This window comes from Haloarcula quadrata, assembly GCF_003634715.1.
Lineage (GTDB): Archaea > Halobacteriota > Halobacteria > Halobacteriales > Haloarculaceae > Haloarcula > Haloarcula marismortui.
Map to the genome: position 1 here is coordinate 2,814,648 of NZ_RBWW01000001.1, position 23,193 is coordinate 2,837,840.

Annotated in this window: 22 protein-coding genes; 15 read left to right on the forward strand and 7 right to left on the reverse strand. The window is 63.4% G+C overall.

What is annotated here, in order from left to right; all coding sequences use genetic code 11:
• The first annotated feature begins 39 nt into the window (after positions 1 to 39).
• The 5 genes from BDK61_RS14505 (at position 40) to BDK61_RS14525 (ending at position 7,815) form a co-directional block, all read left to right on the forward strand.
• Positions 40 to 1,164 carry a thiamine ABC transporter substrate-binding protein gene (locus tag BDK61_RS14505; RefSeq protein ID WP_121303587.1) on the forward strand — a complete coding sequence of 375 codons (1,125 nt, stop codon included), beginning with the start codon at positions 40 to 42 and terminating at the stop codon, positions 1,162 to 1,164.
• An 11-nt stretch (positions 1,165 to 1,175) separates the two neighbouring features.
• Positions 1,176 to 3,032 carry an ABC transporter permease gene (locus BDK61_RS14510; RefSeq protein WP_121303588.1) on the forward strand — a complete coding sequence of 619 codons (1,857 nt, stop codon included), beginning with the start codon at positions 1,176 to 1,178 and terminating at the stop codon, positions 3,030 to 3,032.
• 25 nt (positions 3,033 to 3,057) lie between these two features.
• Complete coding sequence (locus BDK61_RS14515) at positions 3,058 to 4,182, forward strand: ABC transporter ATP-binding protein (protein ID WP_121303589.1); 1,125 nt, start codon at positions 3,058 to 3,060, stop codon at positions 4,180 to 4,182.
• Between the two features lie 202 nt (positions 4,183 to 4,384).
• The gene (gene arcD, locus BDK61_RS14520) at positions 4,385 to 5,860 is read left to right on the forward strand and encodes an arginine/ornithine antiporter ArcD (RefSeq protein WP_004963135.1); all 1,476 of its coding nucleotides are present in this window, start codon (positions 4,385 to 4,387) and stop codon (positions 5,858 to 5,860) included.
• Between the two features lie 131 nt (positions 5,861 to 5,991).
• The gene (locus tag BDK61_RS14525) at positions 5,992 to 7,815 is read left to right on the forward strand and encodes an L-aspartate oxidase (RefSeq protein WP_121303590.1); all 1,824 of its coding nucleotides are present in this window, start codon (positions 5,992 to 5,994) and stop codon (positions 7,813 to 7,815) included.
• Positions 7,816 to 7,947: 132 nt separating this feature from the next.
• On the opposite strand, the gene BDK61_RS14530 is transcribed toward BDK61_RS14525, so the two are convergent.
• Positions 7,948 to 8,667, reverse strand: a complete 720-nt coding sequence (locus BDK61_RS14530; protein ID WP_011222843.1) for a DICT sensory domain-containing protein — start codon at positions 8,665 to 8,667, stop codon at positions 7,948 to 7,950.
• A gap of 10 nt (positions 8,668 to 8,677) precedes the next feature.
• A complete protein-coding gene (locus tag BDK61_RS14535; protein WP_011222842.1) occupies positions 8,678 to 9,058 on the reverse strand; it encodes an ArsR/SmtB family transcription factor in 381 nt (126 codons plus the stop codon).
• Between the two features lie 97 nt (positions 9,059 to 9,155).
• On the opposite strand from BDK61_RS14535, the gene BDK61_RS14540 reads away from it, so the two are divergent.
• A complete protein-coding gene (locus BDK61_RS14540) occupies positions 9,156 to 9,767 on the forward strand; it encodes a translation initiation factor IF-2 subunit beta (RefSeq protein ID WP_004963147.1) in 612 nt (203 codons plus the stop codon).
• A gap of 34 nt (positions 9,768 to 9,801) precedes the next feature.
• On the opposite strand, the gene cysK is transcribed toward BDK61_RS14540, so the two are convergent.
• Positions 9,802 to 10,731 carry a cysteine synthase A gene (cysK, locus tag BDK61_RS14545; protein WP_121303591.1) on the reverse strand — a complete coding sequence of 310 codons (930 nt, stop codon included), beginning with the start codon at positions 10,729 to 10,731 and terminating at the stop codon, positions 9,802 to 9,804.
• Positions 10,732 to 10,850: 119 nt separating this feature from the next.
• On the opposite strand from cysK, the gene BDK61_RS24230 reads away from it, so the two are divergent.
• The gene (locus BDK61_RS24230) at positions 10,851 to 10,976 is read left to right on the forward strand and encodes a hypothetical protein (protein ID WP_004963153.1); all 126 of its coding nucleotides are present in this window, start codon (positions 10,851 to 10,853) and stop codon (positions 10,974 to 10,976) included.
• A gap of 8 nt (positions 10,977 to 10,984) precedes the next feature.
• Here the strand turns inward: BDK61_RS24230 and BDK61_RS14550 are convergent, their stop codons facing one another.
• Positions 10,985 to 11,686, reverse strand: coding sequence for an SOS response-associated peptidase (locus BDK61_RS14550; protein ID WP_007188280.1), 702 nt, complete (start codon positions 11,684 to 11,686; stop codon positions 10,985 to 10,987).
• Positions 11,687 to 11,720: 34 nt separating this feature from the next.
• Entirely contained in the window at positions 11,721 to 13,370 is a 1,650-nt protein-coding gene (locus BDK61_RS14555; RefSeq protein ID WP_121303592.1) for a thiamine pyrophosphate-binding protein, read from the reverse strand.
• A gap of 165 nt (positions 13,371 to 13,535) precedes the next feature.
• Here BDK61_RS14555 and BDK61_RS14560 point away from each other — a divergent pair, with 165 nt between their 5' ends.
• The 4 genes from BDK61_RS14560 to BDK61_RS14575 all read left to right on the forward strand — a co-directional run bounded on the left by BDK61_RS14560 (position 13,536) and on the right by BDK61_RS14575 (position 18,576).
• Positions 13,536 to 13,922: a hypothetical protein gene (locus BDK61_RS14560; RefSeq protein WP_121303593.1), complete on the forward strand. Its 387-nt coding sequence runs from the start codon at positions 13,536 to 13,538 to the stop codon at positions 13,920 to 13,922.
• A gap of 62 nt (positions 13,923 to 13,984) precedes the next feature.
• A complete protein-coding gene (locus BDK61_RS14565) occupies positions 13,985 to 15,274 on the forward strand; it encodes an ornithine cyclodeaminase family domain (protein WP_004963165.1) in 1,290 nt (429 codons plus the stop codon).
• A gap of 407 nt (positions 15,275 to 15,681) precedes the next feature.
• Positions 15,682 to 17,172, forward strand: coding sequence for an ATPase domain-containing protein (locus BDK61_RS14570; protein ID WP_121303594.1), 1,491 nt, complete (start codon positions 15,682 to 15,684; stop codon positions 17,170 to 17,172).
• Between the two features lie 6 nt (positions 17,173 to 17,178).
• A complete protein-coding gene (locus tag BDK61_RS14575; RefSeq protein WP_011222837.1) occupies positions 17,179 to 18,576 on the forward strand; it encodes a PAS domain S-box protein in 1,398 nt (465 codons plus the stop codon).
• 14 nt (positions 18,577 to 18,590) lie between these two features.
• On the opposite strand, the gene BDK61_RS14580 is transcribed toward BDK61_RS14575, so the two are convergent.
• Positions 18,591 to 19,457, reverse strand: a complete 867-nt coding sequence (locus BDK61_RS14580; RefSeq protein WP_121303595.1) for a ZIP family metal transporter — start codon at positions 19,455 to 19,457, stop codon at positions 18,591 to 18,593.
• Positions 19,458 to 19,502: 45 nt separating this feature from the next.
• On the reverse strand, positions 19,503 to 20,207 hold the full coding sequence (locus tag BDK61_RS14585; protein WP_208644672.1) for an SDR family NAD(P)-dependent oxidoreductase: 705 nt from the start codon (positions 20,205 to 20,207) through the stop codon (positions 19,503 to 19,505).
• Between the two features lie 94 nt (positions 20,208 to 20,301).
• Here BDK61_RS14585 and aroA point away from each other — a divergent pair, with 94 nt between their 5' ends.
• The 4 genes from aroA (at position 20,302) to BDK61_RS14600 (ending at position 23,158) form a co-directional block, all read left to right on the forward strand.
• Positions 20,302 to 21,591, forward strand: coding sequence for a 3-phosphoshikimate 1-carboxyvinyltransferase (aroA, locus tag BDK61_RS14590; RefSeq protein WP_121303597.1), 1,290 nt, complete (start codon positions 20,302 to 20,304; stop codon positions 21,589 to 21,591).
• 102 nt (positions 21,592 to 21,693) lie between these two features.
• A complete protein-coding gene (locus tag BDK61_RS23495; RefSeq protein ID WP_167467346.1) occupies positions 21,694 to 21,840 on the forward strand; it encodes a hypothetical protein in 147 nt (48 codons plus the stop codon).
• Positions 21,841 to 21,876: 36 nt separating this feature from the next.
• Positions 21,877 to 22,869, forward strand: coding sequence for a transposase (locus tag BDK61_RS14595; RefSeq protein WP_121302489.1), 993 nt, complete (start codon positions 21,877 to 21,879; stop codon positions 22,867 to 22,869).
• Positions 22,870 to 22,879: 10 nt separating this feature from the next.
• Entirely contained in the window at positions 22,880 to 23,158 is a 279-nt protein-coding gene (locus BDK61_RS14600) for a hypothetical protein (RefSeq protein ID WP_244209800.1), read from the forward strand.
• Positions 23,159 to 23,193: the final 35 nt, after the last annotated feature.

Sequence of the window (23,193 nt, forward strand, 5' to 3'; positions counted from 1 at the left end):
ACAGCGGGATTAAGTACCACTGGGTGTGACCACGGTGTAATGGATAGACGGTCTTTCCTGACAGCGGCCGGCGCGACGGTGTCCGTCTCGTTTGCCGGCTGTGCGGGGCTGGGCGGCAGCGACGAATCGAGCACCGGGGCGTCGAACACGGACGAGTCAACCGCCTCCGGGACGAGTACCGGCGACGCCGGCGATGTAGAGGAAACGCTCGTCGTCGGGACCTACAGCGCGTTCGTCGACTCGCCGTCGACGAGTCCAGGCGCGTGGGTGAAACAGCGCTTCGAGGAGGAGTTCGACGCCCGCCTGATCTGGCAGACACCGAGCAACGAGGTCAATCACTACATCGAGCGCCGGAACGCCGGCGTCGACATTGAGGCCGACATGTACCTCGGACTGAACACCGACCACCTCGTTCGGGTTGACGAAAACCTCGACGACGGGCTGTTCGCCGATGTCGGCGATGTGGCTGGACAGGACGACATCAAATCTGGGCTGCAATTCGACCCCGACGGGCGGGCGATTCCCTACGACACTGGCTACATCAGCCTGGTGTTCGACGGCACAGCGACCACAGCGCCGGAGACCTTCGATGTCCTCCTTGCTGAGGAACACGCTGGCGACCTCATCACGCAGAACCCTGCCAGTTCAGCGACCGGGCGGGCGTTCCTGCTGCACACGGTCAAGCAGTTCGGCCCGGACGGCTATCTGGACTACTGGAGCGACCTGCAGGACAACGACGTTCGGGTGCTTGGCTCCTGGAGCGATGCCTACAGCGCGTGGTCGAGCGGCGAAGCGCCGATGGTCGTCTCCTACTCCACCGACCAGGTGTTCGCGGACCAGAACGACGCCAATCTGGAAGAACACCAGATCCGCTTCCTGAACGACCAGGGCTACGCCAACCCGGAAGGGATGGCGGTCTTCGATGGAGCGGACACGCCCGACCTCGCCCGGGAGTTCATGGGCTTCCTGCTGCGCCCGGAAATCCAGGGTGAAATCGCCGTCCGGAACGTCCAGTTCCCGGCAACAGAATCAGCCGACCTCCCCGAGGACTACGCAGAACTGGCCCAAGAGCCCCCGGAGCCGGTCACGTTCGGCTACGACGAACTCAAGGGCTCCGTCTCGGGCTGGGTTTCCGACTGGGAACGACAGTTCGCCTCGAACTAACGACGAGGACTGTGGCCCGAGATATCGACGGCGGCGCAAATGGTTCCGACAGCGAAAAGACGACAGAGACGGCGAGCAGTCCATCCCACGAGCGAGGCCGGACCGTCCGAAACACTATCGAGCGTCGGGCAATCGTCGGGCTCGCGGTCGCCACTATCGCGCTGTTGCTCGGCATCTTCTACTACCCGGTGGCGACAGTCTTTATCGACAGCGTCCTCGTCGACGGCCGCTTGACGGGACGGGTGTTCGTCTCGATACTGCAGGACCCGTTCTATTTCGGGGAGCCCGCGCGGTTGCTCGCTGGCGAACAAGTGGGAGCCGTCATCGAGAGCGTCCTGTCGCCGGACCGGCGGCTGGGCGTCATCGGCTTCACGGCATATCAGGCGGCCCTCTCAACCGTTGCCAGCGTCGCCCTCGGCCTGCCGGCAGCGTATCTGCTCGCTCGTTATGAGTTCCCCGGTCGGCGAACGCTCCGGTCGCTAACGATTCTCCCCTTCGTTCTCCCGTCGATAATGGTCGGGGTGGGCTTCGTCGCCACGTTCGGCCGGAACGGGACGCTCAACGCCGTGCTCGGCGCGCTCGGTCTGGGACAGGTGAATCTCCTGTTCACGCTGGAGGCGGTCATCGTCGCTCACGCGTTCTACAACGCCCCGCTCGTGGCACGGGTGACCACCGCCGCCTGGGAGTCCGTCGACGCCAGCGCGGTCGAGACGGCGCGGAGTCTCGGCGCGAGCCCCTTCCGAGCGTTCCGCGACGTGGTCGCCCCGCAACTGTATCCATCGGTGCTGATGGGCGCGGCGCTTACTTTTGTGTTCACCTTCAGTACGTTCCCCATCGTCCTCGCCTTGGGCGGCTTCCAGCTTGCGACCGTCGAGGTGTTCGTCTACCGACTCATCCGCGACCTAGAGTACGCCGAGGCGGCCGCCCTCGCGCTGATTGAACTCGGCATCTCGCTGGGCCTGCTGTACGCGTATCTCCGCTACGAGGCCAAGCATACCGTCCGGTCGCGGGGGATTCGACCGCTGCCCCGCCGACCACTCAGGCCGCCGTTACTCTCAGTCCGGGAACTGCTCCCCCGACTGGGGCTTGCTGTCTACGCCGTCGTCGCGCTGGCGGTGTTCGTCGCGCCGATAGCGAGCATGGTGCTCGCCAGCCTCAGCGGCCCAGAGGGGCTGACGCTGGCGAACTATCAGTTCCTCATCGACCGCCAGACGACCGGCGCATCGTTCCAGGTCCAGCCGTGGGATGCGGTCCGGAACTCGCTTTTGTTCGGCGTCGCCTCGCTCGCCGTTGCCCTGCCGATGGGCGTCGTCGTGGCCGTCCTCACGACCCGGGACTACCGCGGTCGGAAGCTCGTCGACGCCGTGGCGATGGCCCCGCTGGCCGTGTCTGGCATCGTCGTCGGCCTCGGCCTGCTCCGGGGCCTCGTCTTCGGCGTCGAAGTCGGCGGGACTCGTCTCGCCGTCGGCGGCGGCCTCGCCATCGTCGCCGCCCATGCCGTCGCCGGCTACCCGTTCGTCGTTCGGACGGTCGCGCCCGGACTCGAGGGAGTCGACCACACGCTGGTCGAATCCGCCCGCGCGCTCGGCGCGCCGCGTGCCAGAGCGCTGCTGGACATTGAACTGCCGCTCGTGTGGCCAGCGGTCATCGCTGGGGCCGCCTTTGCGTTCGCTATCTCTACCGGGGAGTTCTCGGCGACCATTGTCCTTGCCTCCGGGACGAACCAGTTCACGATGCCAATCGCCATCGAGCGGTTCATCGGCCGCCGGCTCGGTCCCGCAACAGCGATGGGCGTCGTTTTGCTCGTGGTCACCAGCGCGAGCTTCCTGCTCATCGACCGGCTGGGAGGTGACGAGGTTGGGTTCTAAGGAGCCCCCCGCAGACGATGCTGCCGTGAATCGGACCGCCCCGCCGGCCGTCGAACTCGACGGCGTCACCAGACGCTACGGCGAGACGACCGCCGTCGAGGACCTGTCGCTTTCCGTTCAGGACGGCGAGTTCTTCACGCTGGTCGGACCCTCCGGCTGCGGGAAGACGACGACGCTCCGGCTCATCGCCGGCTTCGAGGACCCCACGCGGGGCGAAGTCCGGTTCGGCGGCGAGTCCGTCACCGGCGTCCCCCCAGAGGACCGCGACGTAGGCGTTGTCTTCCAGAACTACGCGCTGTTCCCGCACATGACCGTCGGGGAGAACGTCGCCTACGGGCTCTCGTTCACCGACCCGCCAGGCGGCGGCAGTGACGAGGCCCGGGTGCGCGAACTGCTTGAGCTGGTGGACCTCGGCGGCATGGCGGACCGGGACCCCGACACGCTCTCGGGCGGCCAGCAGCAGCGGGTGGCGATGGCCCGCGCACTGGCCCCCGGCCCCGACGTACTCTTGCTCGACGAGCCGATGAGCGCGCTTGACGCGAAACTCCGGGAGCGCCTCCGCGTGCAGGTCCGCGAGATTCAGCAGGAACTGGGAATTACGACGATTTACGTCACCCACGACCAGGAAGAGGCCCTGGCCGTGTCCGACCGCGTGGCGGTCATGCGCGACGGGACGCCAGAGCAAGTCGCGCCGCCGCGGACCATCTACCGGGAGCCGGCGACGGAGTTTGTCGCCACCTTCGTCGGCGACAACAACGTCCTCAGCGGTACGGTGACGGCGGTACAGTCGACCGTCCGCGCCGAGGACGCCGACAACTCTGGCGATGAGAGTGGATATTCCATCGCAGACGTGACAGTCGACGATACCACGCTCTCAGTGGCCCTGAATGGTGACAGTGACCCGACCGCGGCTGTCTCGTCCGGAGACCGGCTCACATTCTGTGTGCGACCGGAACGGCTTGCTGTCGACGCCGGCCGAAATGCGGTGACAGCGACGGTCACGAGTGCGGAGTTTCTCGGCGAAACCACGCGCGTTCATCTCGACTGGGAGGGCCGCGAACTCCTGTTGCGAGTCGAAGACCCGCCGACCGGGACCGTGACAGTCGGCTTTGCCCCGGCGGACGCACACATTGTCGACAGACAGCCGTAAGCTATCAATCCCCACGCCGACACCGGAATGGTGTCTGTTTTAACCCACCTGTGGTTATCGCCGATATCAATATGACACGCGGTGCCGTCGCAAGTGGTCGGAAGAGGCGTATCGGAGCGTGTCGACAGGGCTGGCGGAAATCACCACCCATAGGCTGGAGTCATGCCGGAGTCCAGTCAAATAGGCGCGACGGGGGTCAGTGATGGTCGAGTTCGAACCCCGACTGTTCGACGATATCGACCCGTCTGAACGGCCATCATTGGGGGCTGCACTCGTGCCGATCGCGGGGATGATCGTGTTCCTCAGCGTGGGCCTCATTGCCTTCGATCTGGACCCACAGTTCCCGCTGTTCTGGGGAATTGCCTTCACCGGCCTATTCGCACGGTACCACCTCGGGCTCTCGTGGTCGGAACTGTACGACGGTATTGCCAGTAGCCTGCTCATGGGAATGCGGGTGATTCTCATCATGTTCACCGTCTATGCGCTCATCGCGTCGTGGATTCAGGCGGGCACGATTCCAAGCCTGATGTACTTCGGGCTGGAACTGTTCACGCCAATGGTGTTTCTCCCGGTAGCAGCTATCCTCTCCGCAATAATCTCCTTCGCCGTTGGTTCCTCGTGGACGACGGCCGGGACGCTCGGGGTCGCGCTCATCGGGATCGGTTCGGGACTGGGTATTTCAGAGCCGATGACCGCCGGCGCGATTCTCAGCGGGGCCTACACGGGGGACAAGCAGTCCCCGCTCTCGGATACGACGAATCTGGCCGCAGCAGTGACAGACACGGACCTGTATGAGCACATCAACGCGATGCGGGCCGGCACGCTCGCCGCGTTCACGATTGCCGTCGTCCTGTACGCCGGCCTCGGGCTGCGAGCGGCTGGGGCTATCCCCGCCAACCGCGTTGCGTCAATCCAGGCGGCGATAGAGAGCACGTACGTCGTCTCGCCGCTCGTGTTTTTGCCGGTCATCGTGACCTTTGGGCTTGCACTGCGTGGCATCCCCGCCCTGCCGACGCTCGGGACAGGTGTCTTCGCGGGCGTTGGGACCGCAATGCTCGTGCAGGGAACCGGATTCGGCGCTGCGTGGTCGGCGGCACAGTCCGGGACAGCCCCAGAGACGGGCATGGAACTCGTAAACGGACTCTTAGAGAGCGGCGGCCTGACCGGCGGCGCGTGGATTGTGACGATTGCGATTGCCGCGCTCGCACTGGGCGGCCTGCTTGAACGGGCCGGCGTGCTCGCGGTGCTCTCCCACCATCTCGGGCGACTCTGCCACAGCGTTGCGAGCCTCACGGGCGTCACCGCTGTGTCCGCCGTCTCGATGAACATTCTCGCGGCGGAGCAGTACGTGAGCATCGTGGTGCCGGGGATGACGCTCGGTAATCTGTACAACGAACAGGGGCTCAAGAGTCAGAACCTCTCCCGAGCCATCGAAGCGTCGGGAACGACGACGAGTGCGCTTATTCCGTGGAGCAGCGGCGGACTGTTCATGGCCGGGACGCTCGGCGTCCCGACGCTGGAATACGCGCCGTACTACTTCTTCGGCTTCCTCTCGCCGCTCGTGCTCCTGTTCATGGGGGTGACCGGCTGGCAGATCGTCTATGCGGACCGAGCCGACAGCGAAGAGCCGGCCACGGGGCCCGGTGGTGCCGGATCGGTGACAGCGGGCGAAGACTGATCGGCCCCGAACCGCCTGCGGTAGCGAATCGGTGACCACATCTGGAAGTCGTCTTCTGGCCTTCGAGGCGCGCGTGTGCGTGTGCGTGTGCGCGCGAAGCCCTCATAAGTCCACAGCCCCTACTTTAGTTGATGACACCACAGAAGCCATCCGCTGACGGCGAGCAGGCTGCCGACGGTCGGGCGAGCGACGCGGGTCCGGCAGTCGACTACGAGACGGTGTCGGTCCCAGTGCTGGTCGTCGGCGCTGGCGCTGCCGGGGCGCGGGTCGCAATTGGACTTGCCGAGAACGGTGTCGAGCCGCTGGTCATCGGTAAACGGGACCACGGCGACGCGCACACGACGTGGGCAGCCGGCGGCATTAACGCCTCGCTGGGGTCGCTCGATCCCGAGGACGACTGGACCATCCACGCGGCAGACACGCTGGACGAGGGGCATTTCATCAACGACGCAAAAGCGGTCGAACTGACGGCCAAGCATATGCCCGACCGAATCCGGGAGCTTGACGACTGGGGGATGCCGTTTGACCGTACCGAAGACGGGAAAATCAATCAACGGTACTTCGGCGCGCAGTCGTTCCGTCGGACCTGCTTCGTCGGCGACCGGACAGGCGAGGCGATGCTGGATACGCTCGTCGACAAGGCACAGAGTCTCGGGATTCCCTACCGCGACAACGTGATGATTACCCGCCTGCTCTCGGACGGCGATCAGGTCTACGGCGCGGCCGGCTACGACATGGAGAGCGGCGAGTTCATCCTCTTCGAGTCGGACCACATCGTTCTGGCAGCGGGTGGCTCCTCTGCCCTGTACAACCGCCATTCCTCGCGTGATGAGGAGAACAACGGCGACGGCCCGGCGCTGGCGCTCGAAGCCGGCGCGTCGCTGATGGACATGGAGTTCGTTCAGTTCCACCCGACGGGGATGGTCGGCGACCGCTACGGCGAGGACTGGGACGGCCGACTCGTCACCGAGGCGGTCCGCGGCGAGGGGGGTCGACTACTCAACGCTGATGGCGAGCGGTTCATGGAGGAGTACTCGCCGGACCAGATGGAACTCGACGCGCGGGACGTGGTGGCCCGCGCCATCGCGCAGGAGCTCCGCGAAGGCCGCGGAACGGAGAACGGCGGCGTCTATCTGGATATCTCCCACCGCGAAGACGAGTACATCAAATCGCGGCTCCCGCGGATGTACGAGCGGTTCATGGATCTCGGCGTCGACATCACCGAGAAGCCGATGGAAGTCGCACCGACTGCCCACTACTCGATGGGCGGCGTCGACATCGATTTCGAGAGCGGCGAAACCGGCGTCGGTGGGCTCTATGCCGTCGGCGAGACGGTCGCAGGCGTGCACGGTGCGAACCGACTCGGCGGGAACTCGCTCGCGGAGACGGTCGCCATCGGCGCGCTCGTCGGCGACCACGTCGCAACGCAGGTGACAGGCGACGACCGCAACGGGGCCCTGCCGGACGGGCAGCGTGCTATCGCTGAGCGTGAGTTCCAGTCGCTGCGGGAACTAGAGGCATCGGACGGCGACGAGACGCCCGAACAGCTCCTCGCGGACCTCGGCGACCTGCTGTGGGAGCATGCTGGCATCCTCCGCACTGACGAGTCGGTGTCGGCAGGGCTGGAGAAGCTCCGAAACCTCCGCGAGCGGACGGGGAACATGCATGTTGACGGCGACCGAACCAGCCTGTCGTTCGAACTCGCTGTCGACCTCTCGTTCAGCCTCACGGTGGCCGAAGCGCTGCTACTGGGTGCGCGCAAGCGCGATGAGTCCCGCGGCGCACACTACCGCACCGATGCGCCCGACGTAGACCCCGACTGGCGGCGGAACATCCTCGTGGACCAGGGTGACACAGGACTCGAACTGACGACCCGTGGTGTCGCAGAACCGAGCGACGCAGTCAGCGAGGCGGTTGATGTCGGCTACGAGCTTGACTACCACCACCTCGAGTAGGGGACGCTTCGGGAACGCTCTCGGCCTGTCGGGGCACTACTCAAACGTTGATGGGCTCGTGGTTTTGGCTCCGCTGTTGTGTCCGGGATAGCATCCGCTGTGTTGTCTTTCAAATCGACGCGACTTCGCCGGCTACTCCTCGACAGCCACAACCGCTGCCATAATTTCGTCGACCAGTCGCGGGCTGTACGTCCAGAGGCCCCGGAACGGCCCGTCAGCAGTTTCCTCAGCAACGAGTGCACACTTGTTCTGGTCGTCACCGGCGGCGTCGAACGCCAGCAACCACACCTGTTCGAGGGCGGTGTCTGTGAGTGGGTGGAACGTGATTCCGGGAATCGTCGGCGGCTCCCAGTCCGCCTGTCCGTACACGTGGATGTCGAGGGCCGTGTCGCTGGCAAGCGTCTCGTATCGGGCGCGCTGAGAGCGGAAAATCGACAGCGACTGGAAGCTCACTCGAAGGGTTCCGTTCCCGACGCGGTAGGCCCTGTCCTCGAACTCGCGAGACGTTTCAAGCAACTGTGCCGGCGTGAGCGACGAGAGGAGCGTGTTCGCGAGCGCCGAGTAGAGCAGCTGTCGACCCGGGTCACTGTCAGGCGGTCCGCTGTCGTCGGAACCGATCGCCGGCGTACACAGGAACGCCTGCAGCGCGGTGAGCGGGACTGTCTCTGCGAACGCGCCGTCCCGACGGATGACGACGAACGCATCCTGATGGCCGGTCGGGAGTTTCCGCCAGATGGCGTCGATTCCCTGGCTTGCCAGACGCTCGACCACAGCCGTGGCTGCGGGCGGGCCGTACACAGTCATCGCTACGTCCGAACCCTCAAACCGTCGGAGGAGCGTGCTGACTGTCATCGGCCCATCGTTAGTGTTCGTGGTCTGCCTCAGCGCCGTCCAGATCGGTTATTGTCGCAAGAATCTCGGTCGTCGACGGCGGCAGCGATGCCAGCGTTGCGGTCTGCTGGTCAGCATCGTAGGTAACGATGCCAGCGTCATCGAGAACGGGAAGATGGCGGTGGTGGAGCGCAGTGCGGGTATCGTCCCAGTTGCAGGCGTCGGCGTCCCGTCCACGTGCTTTGACCCAGCCCACGACCACGTCCGTGAGTTCCGTGACTGTGGCCGAATCGTGTTCGGCGAGGTATATGTATATCATCCGCCGAGGCTCGGCTGCCAGCGCCCGTAGCAGCGTATCAAGTCGCTCGGACGGTAATCCCGATGTCTCTGCAGGCTGCTCGTGCTGGTCCATGTCAACCAATTATCCACTCCCAGTATTAATATCATTGGCCAGTAGTTAGTCACAGATGTGACGGAATCCATTTACGTGCCAGCACCGTCTAAAATGTATGAACTACGAGTCCGCTCTACAGCGTGCGTACGACGTGCTACCAGACCAGCCCCGGGAGGCCGGTGAACGGCTCTCGATTCCGGACCCGGAAGGCCAGACAGACGGGGCGTTCACACGCCTGACAAACTTAGAGGCAATCGCTGACGCCGTCTCACGGGACGCACAGCACCTCCACCGGGCCATCCAGCGCGAGTTCGGGACCAACGGTCAGTTCGACGGCGGCGAAGCCCGCTACAACGGCTCGTTCGACACCAGCGATTTCGAGGCCGCTATTGACGCGTACATCGCCGAGTACGTCACCTGTTCCGAGTGTGGCCTGCCCGACACCGTCCTCAAAAACGAGGACGGCGTCGACATGCTGCGCTGTCAGGCCTGTGGTGCGTTCCGCCCGGTCGCCAAGGGTGCGAGTTCGAACACGCAGCAGGACCGACCCACGCTCGAAGAGGGCGAGACCTACGAGGTCAAGATTACCGGCACTGGCCGCGAGGGCGACGGCGTCGCCGAGAAAGGGAAGTACACCATCTTCGTTTCCGGAGCGCGCGAAGGCCAGGTCGTCGAAGCCTACATCGAGAGCATCAGCGGCACGCTGGCGTTCGGTCGAGTCGCCTGAAGCCTGTTTTCCGCGGCGCGGCTACGTTTCTTCCTTATTCCCAGAGGTCCGTCGAGAGATATCGTTCGCCGGTGTCTGGCAGGACGACGACCACCGTTTCCTCGGGGTGTTCGGTGGCGTACTCCGCGGCCGCGTGCAGCGCCGCTCCCGATGAGATGCCGACCATAATCCCTGCCTGGCTGGCAAGGCGCTGGGACGCTGCCACGGATTCAGCCTTACTCGCGGTCCGCACTTCGTCGATGAGGTCACGCCGGAGAATGTCCGGCACGAACCCGGGCCCGATGCCCTGAATGTCGTGGCTGTCCGGGTCAGCCGCCGAGAGCAGTTTGGACTGTTCAGGCTCAACAGCGACTGAAGTGAGGTCCGCGCCGACCCTTTCCTTGATGTACTCCGAGATGCCGGTGATCGTGCCGCCGGTCCCGACACCGGCGACGACCGCGTCCACGTCGCCGTCGGTATCGGCCCAGATCTCTGGACCGGTCGTCTCACGGTGGGCGCGCGGGTTCGCCTCGTTCTCGAACTGTCGAGCGCGGACGGTGCCCGGCGCGTCAGCCAGTTCGTTCGCGCGCTCGATTGCGCCGCTCATCCCGCCGTCGGCCGGTGTGAGTTCGAGGTCCGCGCCAAGCCCCGAGAGCAACTGCCGGCGCTCCTCGCTCATCGATTCAGGCATCGTCAGCACGCAGTCGTAGCCCCGTGCAGCGCAGACAGCGGCCAGCCCGATACCGGTGTTGCCGCTGGTCGCTTCGACGACCGTCCCGTCGTCGGTGAGATCCCCGGACTCGGCGGCCGCCTCGACCATGTACAGCGCGATGCGGTCCTTCACCGAGTAGGGGTTGGCCGCTTCGACCTTCCCGAGCAGATTGCCTGCGAAGCTGTCGAGACAGACCAGCGGCGTGTCGCCGATGAGGTCGGTCACGCTGGCTGGGACAGTGCCGTCGTCGTCTCGCTGTGCGTACGACTGCATACACCGGGAGAAGACGATTGGCCCCCGTAACAGAGCACCCAGAATACTGTGGGTCGAATACATTCACTCGATTCCGAGTCTCCGGAAGCTTATGTTGTCTCCAGCCAATCATTTCAGTAATGCCTGAGATTACCGTCTCTGAGGGCCTGTACCGTCAGCTATCCGCCGCCGAAGATCAGGTCGACGAAGACACGCTCTGGAAGATGCTGCACCAGTTCAAGCGCCAGAACACGCCGAGCGAGTAACGCCGTTGCTATCCCACCGGTTCGATAAGTTCTGGCGAGTCGTTGGCAGGGCTGTTGACCGCTGACGAAACTGGATAGGTCTGCATAGACCCGTCGTACGGGTCAAGTAGTGTGGCCACGTCGTCGGCGCTGCCGCGAAGCCACGTTGACTCCTCTGAGGGGTCCAGAATGACGGCCATCCGGTGATGGAGGTCGGCAACGGCCTCGTTCGGTTCGGTCGTCACAATCGTGAATGACTCGACGATATCGTCTTCTCCGCCCGAATCACCGCCGCTTGCACCGAACTCTCCCAGCCCAGTCTGTCGCTGTGGCGGCTTCCACCGCTCGTATAGTCCCGCCATCGCGAACAGGTCGTCGTCCGGCAGCGCCACGCGGTACGGTTGCTTGCCGCCGCTCGTTTCAACCCATTCGTAGAACCCATCAGCAGGGACCAGACAGCGTCGAGACTCGTACGCCTCGGCGAACGACCGTTTCTCGGCCAAGGTCTCAGCGCGGGCGTTGATATGCCCGTGGTCCGTTCGGCTGTCGGCCCAGGTCGGAATCAGGCCCCACTCCATTCGCTGGATTGTGCCCGGTGACTCGTCGGTGATGACCGGCAGGTCCTGACTTGGAGCGGCGTTGTATCGGGACTCGTAGTCGAAGGAAAACTCGGCGTCGAACCGCGTCTCAATTTCCTCGCGAGGGGAGAACAAACTGTAGCGGCCACACATAACCTGTGGTTGGCGTTCCCGCTGGATAAATCCACTACTCGCGCATCCACTCGCTTGCCTGTGGCTCCGCCGGGTCGGTCCTGACCTCGACGAGTGTCGGCGCGTCAGTCTGGACTGCTTCGTGAACCGCCGTGCGGATTTCGGACGGCGTGTCGGCCTGCGTGGCTTCCATCCCCATCCCGGCAGCGACAGTCCCGAAATCGATCGGCGTCCTGTCCCATCCGTACGCCTGATGATCGAGGTCGTAGCTGCGCCCCGCCTCCTCGCTGATAATCGCGTAATCATCGTTGTTGAGGACGACGACGGTAATTGGGAGATTCTCAGCGACCGCAGTATGAAGCTCGTGGACGCACATCATGAGGCCACCATCACCGGTCAGTGCAACGACCGGCGTGTCCGGATTCGCTAGCTGTGCCCCAATCGCAGACGGTAGTCCGGTGCCCATCGTCGCCCACGACCCGGGGTTGACGTAGCTGCGTGGGCCGTACGCCGCAAACGTGTTCAGCGCCCAGACGCGGAACCCCCCGGCGTCGACAGCGGTGATGGCATCCGAAGGGAGTGCGTCTCGAAGGACTTGCAGCACATGGACGGAGGTCAGCGGCGGTTCCGAATCCACGAGCGGTTCGATTCGACGCGCTGTGGCGTCACGGACAGCCTGTGCGCGTTCGGCCCCGTCCGTCTTCGAGGCGGGAGCGGTGTCAGCCGCCGCGATTCTGTTCTCAATCGCCGTCATCGCGTCCGCGGCATCTGCGAGGATGCCGACAGTCGGGTCATAGCCCGTGCCGAGGTCGTCAGCGTCAATGGTGACCTGAATGAGTGTCTCAGGCAGTTCGACCGACCACCCGCGTGTCCCGTGTGCGTCGAGGTCAGAGCCGACGGCCAGCACAGCGTCGGAATCGGCGAGACAGTCCAGTAGCTCTGGGCTCGCGCTGCCGGCCAACACGCCGGCACTGAGGTCGTGATCCTCGGGGAACACGCCCTTGCCCTTGTACGTCGTTACGACAGGCGCATCGAGTCGCTCGGCGAGGCTTCGAAGCGCCGCCGTCCCACCCGACGCTCGCACACCACCGCCGGCCAGAATAAGGGGCCGCTCGGCCGCAAGCAGATGCTCGGCGGCTGTCGAAACTTCTTGTTCCGGGACAGTATTTGAAATCGGAGCCGACGGTGTGCTTGCACCGGCGAGCGGGACATCCATCTGCAAGTAATTCTTGGGGAGCCCGACTCTAACCGGCCCTTTCGGGGGTGTTTGCGCGATCTGTACTGCCCGGTCGATTGTCGCCGCTGTCGTTTCGGGGTTTTTCAGTAATATGTTCTCTTTGACGACGTTGTCGTAGGTGTCCGGTGGGGTTTCGTGGATCGCATCACCGCCCCGGAGCGCAGGCTCGGTTTCAATGGCGAAATGCACCAGCGGCGTGCAGTCGTTCAGCGCGTTTTTCAGGCCGTTCATCGCGTTCATATCGCCCGGGCCGGGGACGACAACAGTGCTCGCTATCTCCCCGCTCGTTTCTGCATAGCCCCAGGCCTGATGTGAGACCGCCGTTTCGTGTCGTGCCACGACAAAGCGGATGTCGTCCCGGTTGCCGATGGCCTCGTTCAGCGGGAGGGATTGCTTCCCCGGGATTCCGAAGACGGTATCGATGCCGTTCGCGACGAGACGGTCTACCACCGCCAGACTAACGCGCATACTGATTCCTCACTCGTAAGACAATTCACTCTCATGACTTTAGTTCGCCGCCGGCCATGCTAGACCCCAGACCGCGTCGGGTCGCCACAGTCGCAGGGGAGAATATACTACCGAGCCCTGCACGGCCCGCGAATTTAAATCCGAAAGCGCCCAACTACGTGACAGATGACCACGGACCCCTCGTTCAGCATCCCAGCCCACCCACAGCGGCGCTTTCCCCACGGGAGCGGGGTCGAATACGAGGGCGGGACGGAGTTCCGACTCATCCCGGAACAGGAGCAGACGACGCCGGACCTCGCCGAGACAGTCGTCGACATTCTTGCGGCTGGGCCGTATCGCTACGGTGATTTCCACGACCTGCCGATGCCGCTGTGGCTGGTCCGCGACGAGGAAACAACCGACGTGTTCCGCGTCGCGGTCCGCGACGGAACGGTGCGATTGCACGTCCTGCCGACCACAGAGTCCGACGGACTACAGCGGTTCTTTGAGCGCCTGTGTGAGACTGGTGAAGGGGGGTCGTGGGCTGTGCAACGACACGTCGACGGGCAGTAGCCGGGCCACCGGGGTCGCGCAGACCCAAAACCGTCTTACACACCTGCCTCCATGTCTTGGCCATGACCGTCTCTCGCGAAGTCGAGCTAGAAGGCCACATCATCGACTCCGGGATGATGCAGTCCTGTTTCGGCATCATCATGGACCTGGGCGGCTCCTTTTCCGTCCAGAAGTTCGATATCGGCCGCCACAAAGACGAGGAGTCCTACGCCCGAATGCTCGTCGAGGCCGACGACGAGGCCCAGCTACAGTCGATTGTCCACGAACTCCATCAGCACGGTGTCAATCCGTCCGACCCGAAAGACGCCACGCTCGTCCCCGCGCCCGACGACCAGGTCGTCCCACATGGCTTTTATTCGACGACGAACCACCCGACGTTCATCCGTCACGACGGCGAGTGGATCGAAGTCGAGGACGTGGAGATGGATTGCGCCGTGGTTGTCGAGGACGGTGACGCCAGCGAGGCGCAACGCGCCTCGGAACAGTCGAGCGGCGGCGACGAAACGCCGCGAGACGGCCCCCGAGCCTACACGAAAGTTCTCAACGCCATCGAAGAGGGCGACATGGTCGTCACCGACGAAACGGGCATCAAGGTCCAGCCGCCGGAGCGGCCCCGTGACTCCGGCGGCGCGTTCGGCTTCATGCAGGGCGGCGTCTCATCGGAGCGACCCTCTGAGTCGACCATCCGCAAGATCGCAAACGCAATCGAGGAGACGAAAAAGGAAGGCGGCAAGGTGATGGCGGTCTGTGGGCCGGCGCTCATCCACTCCGGCGCGCGGGAAGACCTCGCTCGCCTCGTCCGGGAGGGCTACGTTGATATGCTCTCGGCCGGCAACGGCTTCGCCGTCCACGACATCGAGCGAGATATCTACGGCACCTCGCTCGGGATGGACACCGAGAGCCTTGACCACCCCCGCCACGGCCACAAACACCACATCTACACTATCAGCGAGGTCATCCGCGAGGGCGGCATCGAGGAGGCCGTCGAGTCCGGAACCATCGAGTCTGGCGTCATGTACGAGTGTATCGACAACGACCGACCGTTCGTGCTTGCGGGCTCTATCCGCGACGACGGCCCGCTGCCGGACACGATCACCGACGCCGTCGAGGCCCAGAACGCAATCCGAGAGCAGGCCCACGAAGCCGACATGGTACTGATGCTCTCGACGTTGCTACACTCGGTCGCCGTCGGGAACTGTCTCCCCTCGACAACGCGGGTCGTCTGCGTCGATATCAACCCCGCGACGGTGACGCAACTCCTCGACCGCGGCTCTGCACAGGCAGTCGGGATGGTCACCGATATCGGCACCTTTGTTCCGATTCTGGCGGAACAGTTGCTTAGTGAAGAATAGGACGACCACGAGCGACGCGAGTGGTCGCTTTTCGCCCACGTTTTTACCGAGCGGTGTGCGACCACTGGGAGCACACCCGAGGGTAAAAAAGGTGGATTGCGGACGTTTGTCCCGATTCTGGCCGAACAGTTGCTCGAATAGGACTAGTACGACCACGAGCGGAGTGAGTGGTCGACTTTTTCGCCCACGTTTTTTCGGAGTGGTGCGCGACCACAGGAGGTACACCCGAGCTAAAAAAGTGGATTGCGGACGTTCGTGCCGATTCTTGCCGGGCAGTTGCTCGACGGCAAATAGATATCAGTAATCGATACCGCGGAGGCAAATCAGCCGACAACTCGCTGGCTCCGTCGTTATCACACGTTGGTTTCTCACGAGATGCTTATTACTCCCCGTCCGATACTCCTTCTATGTCCTCTTCCGAGCGGCAGTTCACGCAGCTTTCTAGCGGTATTTCCGGCCTTGATTCGCTTCTCAGAGGCGGACTGGTGGAAGGGCGGCTCTATCTCGTTATCGGGCCGCCCGGAACCGGCAAAACACTGCTTGGCACGCAGTTTCTCGAAGCAGGACTTGAAGCCGGCGACGACGTGCTGTTCATTCATGCGGAGGAATCTGCGTCCGATCTGCGGGCGAACACTGCCGAACTCGGCATCGATATCAGCAACGCGACGTTTCTCGATGTCGGTCCCGACTCGGAGTTCTTCGAGGAGGCTGAGTCGTACGACGTGGTCAAGCCACGAGACGTTGAAGACGGGCACCTGATTTCGGATATCCGCGAGGCTATCGAGCGGGTTGACCCGGACCGCGTTCTCATCGACCCCATCACGCATTTCCAGTATCTCGAACCGACCGAGTACCAGTTTCGCAAGCGCGTCATCTCCTTCGCGCGCTTCCTGCAGGACAGGGAGACGACCGTGCTGGCGACCAAGACACCGAGCAATCAGATGGACACGCAACTCAGGTCGCTCAGCGACGGCATCATCTCGCTCAGCTACGGCGACGAGAAGGCAGGTCGGCGGATTCGACTGCGCAAGCACCGCGGCATCGGCCAGCAGGACGGCTCACATGGGATGGAGATCCGCGACTCCGGCGTCGAAGTGTATCCGGCGCTCGAACCGGAACAGCGGACGCGGTCGTTCGACCCCGCGCAGTTTTCCGCCGGGGTTCCAGAACTGGATTCGCTCCTCGATGGCGGACTCGAACGCGGAACAGTAACCATTCTTAGCGGCCCCTCCGGTGTCGGCAAGTCGACGACAGCGACGGAGTTTCTGGCTTCCGCGGCGGCAGACGGGTCCCCGGCGCTCGCGTACCTGTTCGATGAGTCAATCGACACGTTCAGCCACCGCTGTGAGACGTTCGGGATACCGCTCTCGGAGTTACGTGACGAGGGAACACTTCTCGTTGAGGAGGTCGAATCGCTGGCGCTGTCGCCCGAGGAGTTCGCAAACCGAGTCAAGACCCAGGCCGAGGAGCGTGGGGCCGAGCTCGTAGTTATCGACGGCATCGCGGGCTACAAGAACGCGATCAAGCGCGGCCAAGACGACGTGGAACTGCGTCGGCGGCTCCACGCCCTGACACAGCAGCTCACGCGCGGGAACACGGCTGTAATCCTGATCGACCAGCGCAGAGACGTGACCGGGCTGCACGAGCCGACGAGCGAGAACGTCAGCTACCTCGCTGACAACATCGTCTTCCAGAACTACATCGAGGTTGCGGGCGAACTCCAGCGTGTTGTCGGCGCACTAAAAAAGCGCGTCGGCGGGTTCGAAACCGTGCCTCGCCGGTTCGAGATAACCGCCGACGGCCTACAGGTCGGCGACCCCGTCTCAGGAATGCACGGCGTGTTTGAGGGCGTCCCTGAACAGCATGGCGACGGCAACAATCAGTCGTCCACTCACTAACCACCGATGGCTGACATCCAGTTGCTGCTGGCCGGCGATGGCAACCGGGACGCGCTCGCCTCCGTCGTCGCCGAACACCACACGCCGATCACGGACGGCGAGTTCCGGGAGGCCGACCTCCACATCGTCGACGAGTCGTCGTTTCCGAAATACAGAGCAGCGATAGAACAGTACAAACACCGGGCAGATCCGGTGTTTTGCCCCGTGATTCTGGTCCGTCGTGAGGAGACCCCGGTCAGGATTGACCTCCCCGATATCGACGCTGCGGAACAGCCACTCGTCGTAAACGATATTGTGACAGCGCCGGTGGATACGCAGGCGCTCTTTCGGACTATCGCGAACCTCCTCGCGCGGCGCAGCCACACCGAAGACCTCGCCGAAAACCTCAGGGAGCAAAACAACGAACTCCGGCGGTTCAGAAACGCTGTCGAGCACGCGGGGCATGCGATTCTGATAACGAACACGAACGGTATCATCGAGTACGTTAACCCGGCGTTCGAGGAACTCACCGGATTCAGCGCTGAGGAAGCGATCGGTCGGACGCCGCGGATACTCAAATCCGGTGAGCAGGGCGAACAGTTCTACGAGCGGCTCTGGGACACAATCTGTCGCGGCGAGGTCTGGACGAGCGAGATTGTAAACGAGCGCAAGTCCGGCGAGCGGTTCATCCTCAATCAGACCATCGCCCCGATTCAGGACGCAGACGGGACGATACAGGGGTTCGTCGGGATTCAAAACGAAATCACCGGGCGTCGACTGCGCGAGCAACAGTTGACCGTGTTTCACCGGATTCTCCGCCACAATCTCCGGAACAACGGAACGACGATCAGCGGACGTGCAGATATTCTCTCAGAGCTAGTCGACGACGAGGACGCGCTTGCTCATCTTGAGACGATCAAAGGGAACGTTCAGTCCCTGCTCGATATTAGCGAGAAAGCCCACCACGTGCAGGAACTGCTCGCGGACTCAGTTACCGACGATGTCGAGCGCGAACTCGAAGCCGTCCTCAGTGATATCACAGACGGGCTGGCCGCAGCATATCCCGACGCCGAGTTCGTCGTCGAAAGCGACGTCACGTCGTCGACGATAGATGCAAAGGTTGTCCCGGCGTTGCAGGAACTCATCGAGAACGGTATCAAGCACTCTGACGCGTCGGCACCGCGAGTGACCATTCGGGCGGAGCGCCACGACACGACAGCGACAGTGACGGTGTCGGACAACGGGCCGGGCGTTCCGGACCAGGAGCGCCGGGTCATCGAAGCGGCGGAGGAAAAGCCGCTCGAACACGGGTCCGGGCTAGGGCTGTGGTTCGCGTACTGGCTTATCAGCTACGTCGGTGGCGATATCGACATTCAAACCGATGGTGACGGGACAAGTATCGCCGTGACAATGCCCGTGCGGTGACGACAACCACGCGTTCAGATGGCGACCCACGCCAGCACAATGATGGCCGCGCCGACTACTGTTGACCCGACGGCGTGCGTCCGGAGTTCGTCGAGCAGGTCGTGAGAGTGGTCGTGGAGTTCACAGACCTCATCGATCTCGCTGCCGGCTTCGCAGTTCGGCAGGAAGTCCATTGCAACGTGGAGGAAGATGCCAGCGGCGAACCCGAAGATGACCGCGTTGAGAAACGCTGACTCCGGAACTGGAAGCAGCGCGGATGGGATCGCCGTCAGACCAACGCCAGCCGCGGGGAGCAACAGCGCCGTGGCGGACTTGTCGCTACGTCCGAGCCGCCGGGCGGCGGCGTAGCCGGCCGGCCCTTTGTGCGAGACGATGGCGAGGCCGAGCAGGATACCCAGGTCCGGCATCGAAGCGTAGACCAGGCCGATGACCAGTCCGGCCGAGAGCGCGTGGGCGGCGATAGCGATCGTGGTCATGTCGAAGGACGTCTCGATGTGGGTCAGTCGATGACCGATAGTGTGGGTGCCGTAGCCGGTGACCAGTCCGGCGGCGATGCCGACACCGCCGATTCGTGCTGCGCCGGCCTGACCGCCCAGTCCCATCGCCTGCGGGACGAGGAACATGGCCGCCGACGTGACCATCGCGCCGCTCGCGAGGCCGTAGCCCCAGACCAGTCGGTAGGGGTTCGTCTCGTCGGCCCGTGCACCGAGCCACGCGCCCAGTGCCATTGCTGCGAACGCGACCCAGGAGATAACGAGAACTTTCATAGCCCCACCGGTGACGGCGACGGCTGACAGGACCGCCAGACCGACGACACTTGCGATACCGGCGGCGGACACCCGCCCAGAGTTATTAAATACTGAGTTTGAATTAATAGACATTATCTACATTCACCGGCCTGTTGGTAATAAACCCATCGATGGCGGTTACCGGGTCGCCGACCGATAGTCGCCCCAGTCAAGGACACCGCCGTCCAGCGCTGACGGGTCTGCATCGCGGAGCGCCCAGAGAACCATTTCGGCGACTGACGCTGGGTCGCGCCCGCCGTCACCGGAGAGGTCCGTCGCGACCTGTCCGGGGTCGACTGCGCCGACCGGCGTATCGAGGTCGGCCGCGAATCCGCGAGCAATAGCCTCTGCGGCAGCTTTCGAAACCGCGTAGGAGCCGTAGCCGGGCATTCCCTCGCGGGCGACGACACCCGTCGGGACGACGATTCGGGCATCCGGGCCGAGGTGCGGAACGGCTTCCCGGATCGTCGAGAACACGCCGCGGGCGTTCGTCCGGATATGGTCGTCAAAAGCAGTGTAGGATTCCTCGGTGAGCGGCGTCTCGCCGGCGGTGCCGTGGTAGACGCCGGCGTTGGCGACAACGTACTGTATTGCGCCTCCTTCCCGCATGGCAGTTTCGACCAGCCGTTCAACGTCGTACTCATCACGTACGTCCGTGCGAATCGCGGTCACGGAGCCACCAGCGTCCCGGATATCAGCTTCGACCCGCTCAAGCGCCTCGGCGTCGCGGGCACAGATGACCGTATGTGCGCCTGCACCCGCTACCGCGTGAGCTATCTGCTCGCCGATACCTCTACTCGCACCCGTGACGACAGCGGTCGCGCTGTCCATCGCTGGGACCATAGCGGTGGTACCGCTGCCAGCCACAAGGTCGTTGCTCTCACCGCAGTGGGGTGGGAGCGGTAGTCTCTTGTCGAACGCCCGCTACCGACCGGGCATGGACATCACGATTGCCGAGTCGACGGTCGAGGGGACGGCACAGGCACCGCCATCGAAGAGTTACACCCACCGGGCGGTGCTGGCCGCGGGCTACGCGGACGGCGCAGTGGTCCACGACCCGCTCGTGAGCGCAGACACGAAGGCCACAATGCGAGCCGTCGGAGCCTACGGCGGCAGTGTTTCGCTGGCTGAGGACGAGTCGACGGTCGAAGTGACGGGCTTCGACGGCCGGCCGGAGACGCCGGACGACGTGATCGACTGTGCCAACAGCGGGACGACGATGCGACTGGTCACCGCCACGGCCGCGCTGCAGGACGACCTCGCGGTGCTGACCGGCGACGAGTCCCTCCGGTCGCGCCCGCAGGGGCCGCTACTCGATGCTATCGGACAGCTGAATGGCGACGCCGAGTCGACCCGCCGCAACGGGCAGGCCCCGCTGGTCGTCGGCGGCGGCATCGACGGCGGTGCAGTCGAAATCCCCGGCGACGTGTCCTCACAGTACATCACTGCGCTGTTGATGGCCGGAGCCGTCTCACCGGACGGCATCGACATCGACCTGACGACCGAGCTGAAGTCGTCACCGTACGTCGACATCACGCTGGAGGTGCTGGACGCGTTCGGCGTCGACGCCGAGAAAACCGACGCTGGCTTCACCGTCGACGGCGGCCAGACCTACGTCCCCGACGGCGGCGACTACAACGTCCCCGGGGACTTCTCGTCGATGAGCTACCTGCTCGCGGCCGGTGCGCTCGCCGCCGAGGACGGCCTGCAGGTCACGTCGGCGTTCCCGAGCGCGCAAGGTGACGCCGCCATCGTTGACATCCTCGACCGGATGGGGGCCGACCTCGACTGGGACGAGGAACACGGCGAAATCACCGTTTCACAGTCCGAACTGACTGGTATCGAGGTCGGCGTCGAAGACACGCCGGACCTCCTGCCGACCATTGCGACGCTTGGGGCCGCTGCCGACGGCGTCACCCGGATTACCGACGCTGAGCACGTCCGGTACAAGGAGACTGACCGCGTGAGCGCGATGGCCGAGGAACTCACAAAGATGGGCGCGGAGGTCGAAGAACACCAGGACGAACTGTTCGTTTACGGCGCTGACAGCGACCTCGTCGGCACAACCGTGGAAGGCCGTGCGGACCACCGCATCATCATGTCGCTGGCCGTCGCCGGCCTCGTCGCCGACGGCGAAACGACGGTGACCGGCGCAGAACACGTTGACGTGTCCTTCCCTGACTTCTTCGACGTGCTCGACTCGCTTGGCGCTGCTGTCGAGCAATAGGGTATCGGATCACCAGCAGGTCGGTTTTTGCAATAAAAGAGTATTACGTATCTGATAGATAAGTGCGCTTTTACGCGCTGAAGAACATTTACAACACACGTTGTGAATCAAACGAGCGCTTCCGAACAGTCTACTGCGGACCCTACGACAGTCCTCTACGTCGATGACGACCAGTTGTTGCTTGATTTGCAGGCCGATATTGCCGACGAGCGCGAGGCAGTCGAACTAGTAACGACGAGCGTGTCATAGAAAGCGCCACATGCAAAGCAGCAGGGTGCGGAAAGTGTGTCCAACACAACCGCGACCCTGCAGGACGTAGGTTCGGTTAACGACTTCTTGAATGCGGCGGCTACCGAGACAGTACCGCTGTTCGAGCATCTTGAGTTCGAGTTTCTGCTGGAGTACGACGTGTTCGCCCCCTCGGGGCGGGGGCGAACACGAGTCCATGAGCCACCAGACCTCTTTCGCGGCTTTCTACACTGCTACTACAAGGATGTATACGGCACACGTCCAGTCACACGAGAACTCCAGCACAGCCTCGTCTGGTACTACTGCGGACTCGACAAACCACCATCCAGAGACACAGTTGACCGGTTTCTTACCGATCTCGAACACGTCATCGATGATGTCTTCAAGAGACTCGTCGAGCAGGCCGCCTGCCGGGGCCTGCTCGACTCGACGTACTCCATCGACTCAACCCACATCGAAGCGGTCCAGTACAACGACGCCGCCTCGTGGAACTACGACCCAACAGCTGAGGAACACTACTACGGCTTCGGCTGTACGATCGTCTCGACCGGTCCAAAGATTCCGATAGCAGCGGAGTTCACACAGAGCAAACAAGCGGATCAAGAGACGGCGATGCGCGTCACGTGTGACGCGCTCGCCGTCGATACACCCATCTGGATGCTTGGAGACAGCGCATACGATATCCTCGATTGGCACGACCACCTGCTGGCCGCAGGGGTCGTGCCAATTGCCCCGTACAACCCGCGAAATACCGACGATCCGCTCGATATCGAGTATAGGGTCGAAGATCGTATCACCGAACACAGTGAGGAAGTTCTGCTCAAACAGTCCATCTTGGACGAGACGTACAACCACCGGATAGGAGTCGAACGAACTAACGATGCCGTCAAGGACTGCGGCCTCGGGCACGTCCGCGCCCGAGGCCGCGTCCACGCTCGAACAGAAGTGTTCGTTGCGCTCTGCCTACGGCTCGTCGTTGCAATCACCAACTACGAGCGAGGAAACGAGCCGGGCTGTGAGATGCTATGAGATGGATTCTATGACACGCTCAACGACACCAAACACCGACCGGGCGATGACAGTGCTGGCCGACCGCGAGTTCGACTGCGTGGTGGTCGGACGCCGGCGCACTGCCTCGTCAGAGGGCAACTTCGCCCGTGCGGTCAACACGAAGTATCCGGACGTAACGCTGGTACGGTACACCTGGGAGCCCCGGCCTGACGACACAGATGAGGTGTTCGATGCGGTTTTCGAGAAACAGGTCAAGGGGGCGAAGACGGTGCAGCTTCTCGATCGGGTCAGGTGGCTCGACGACTGACGGGCGCATCTACAAGGTTCAAATGCCCGCAACCC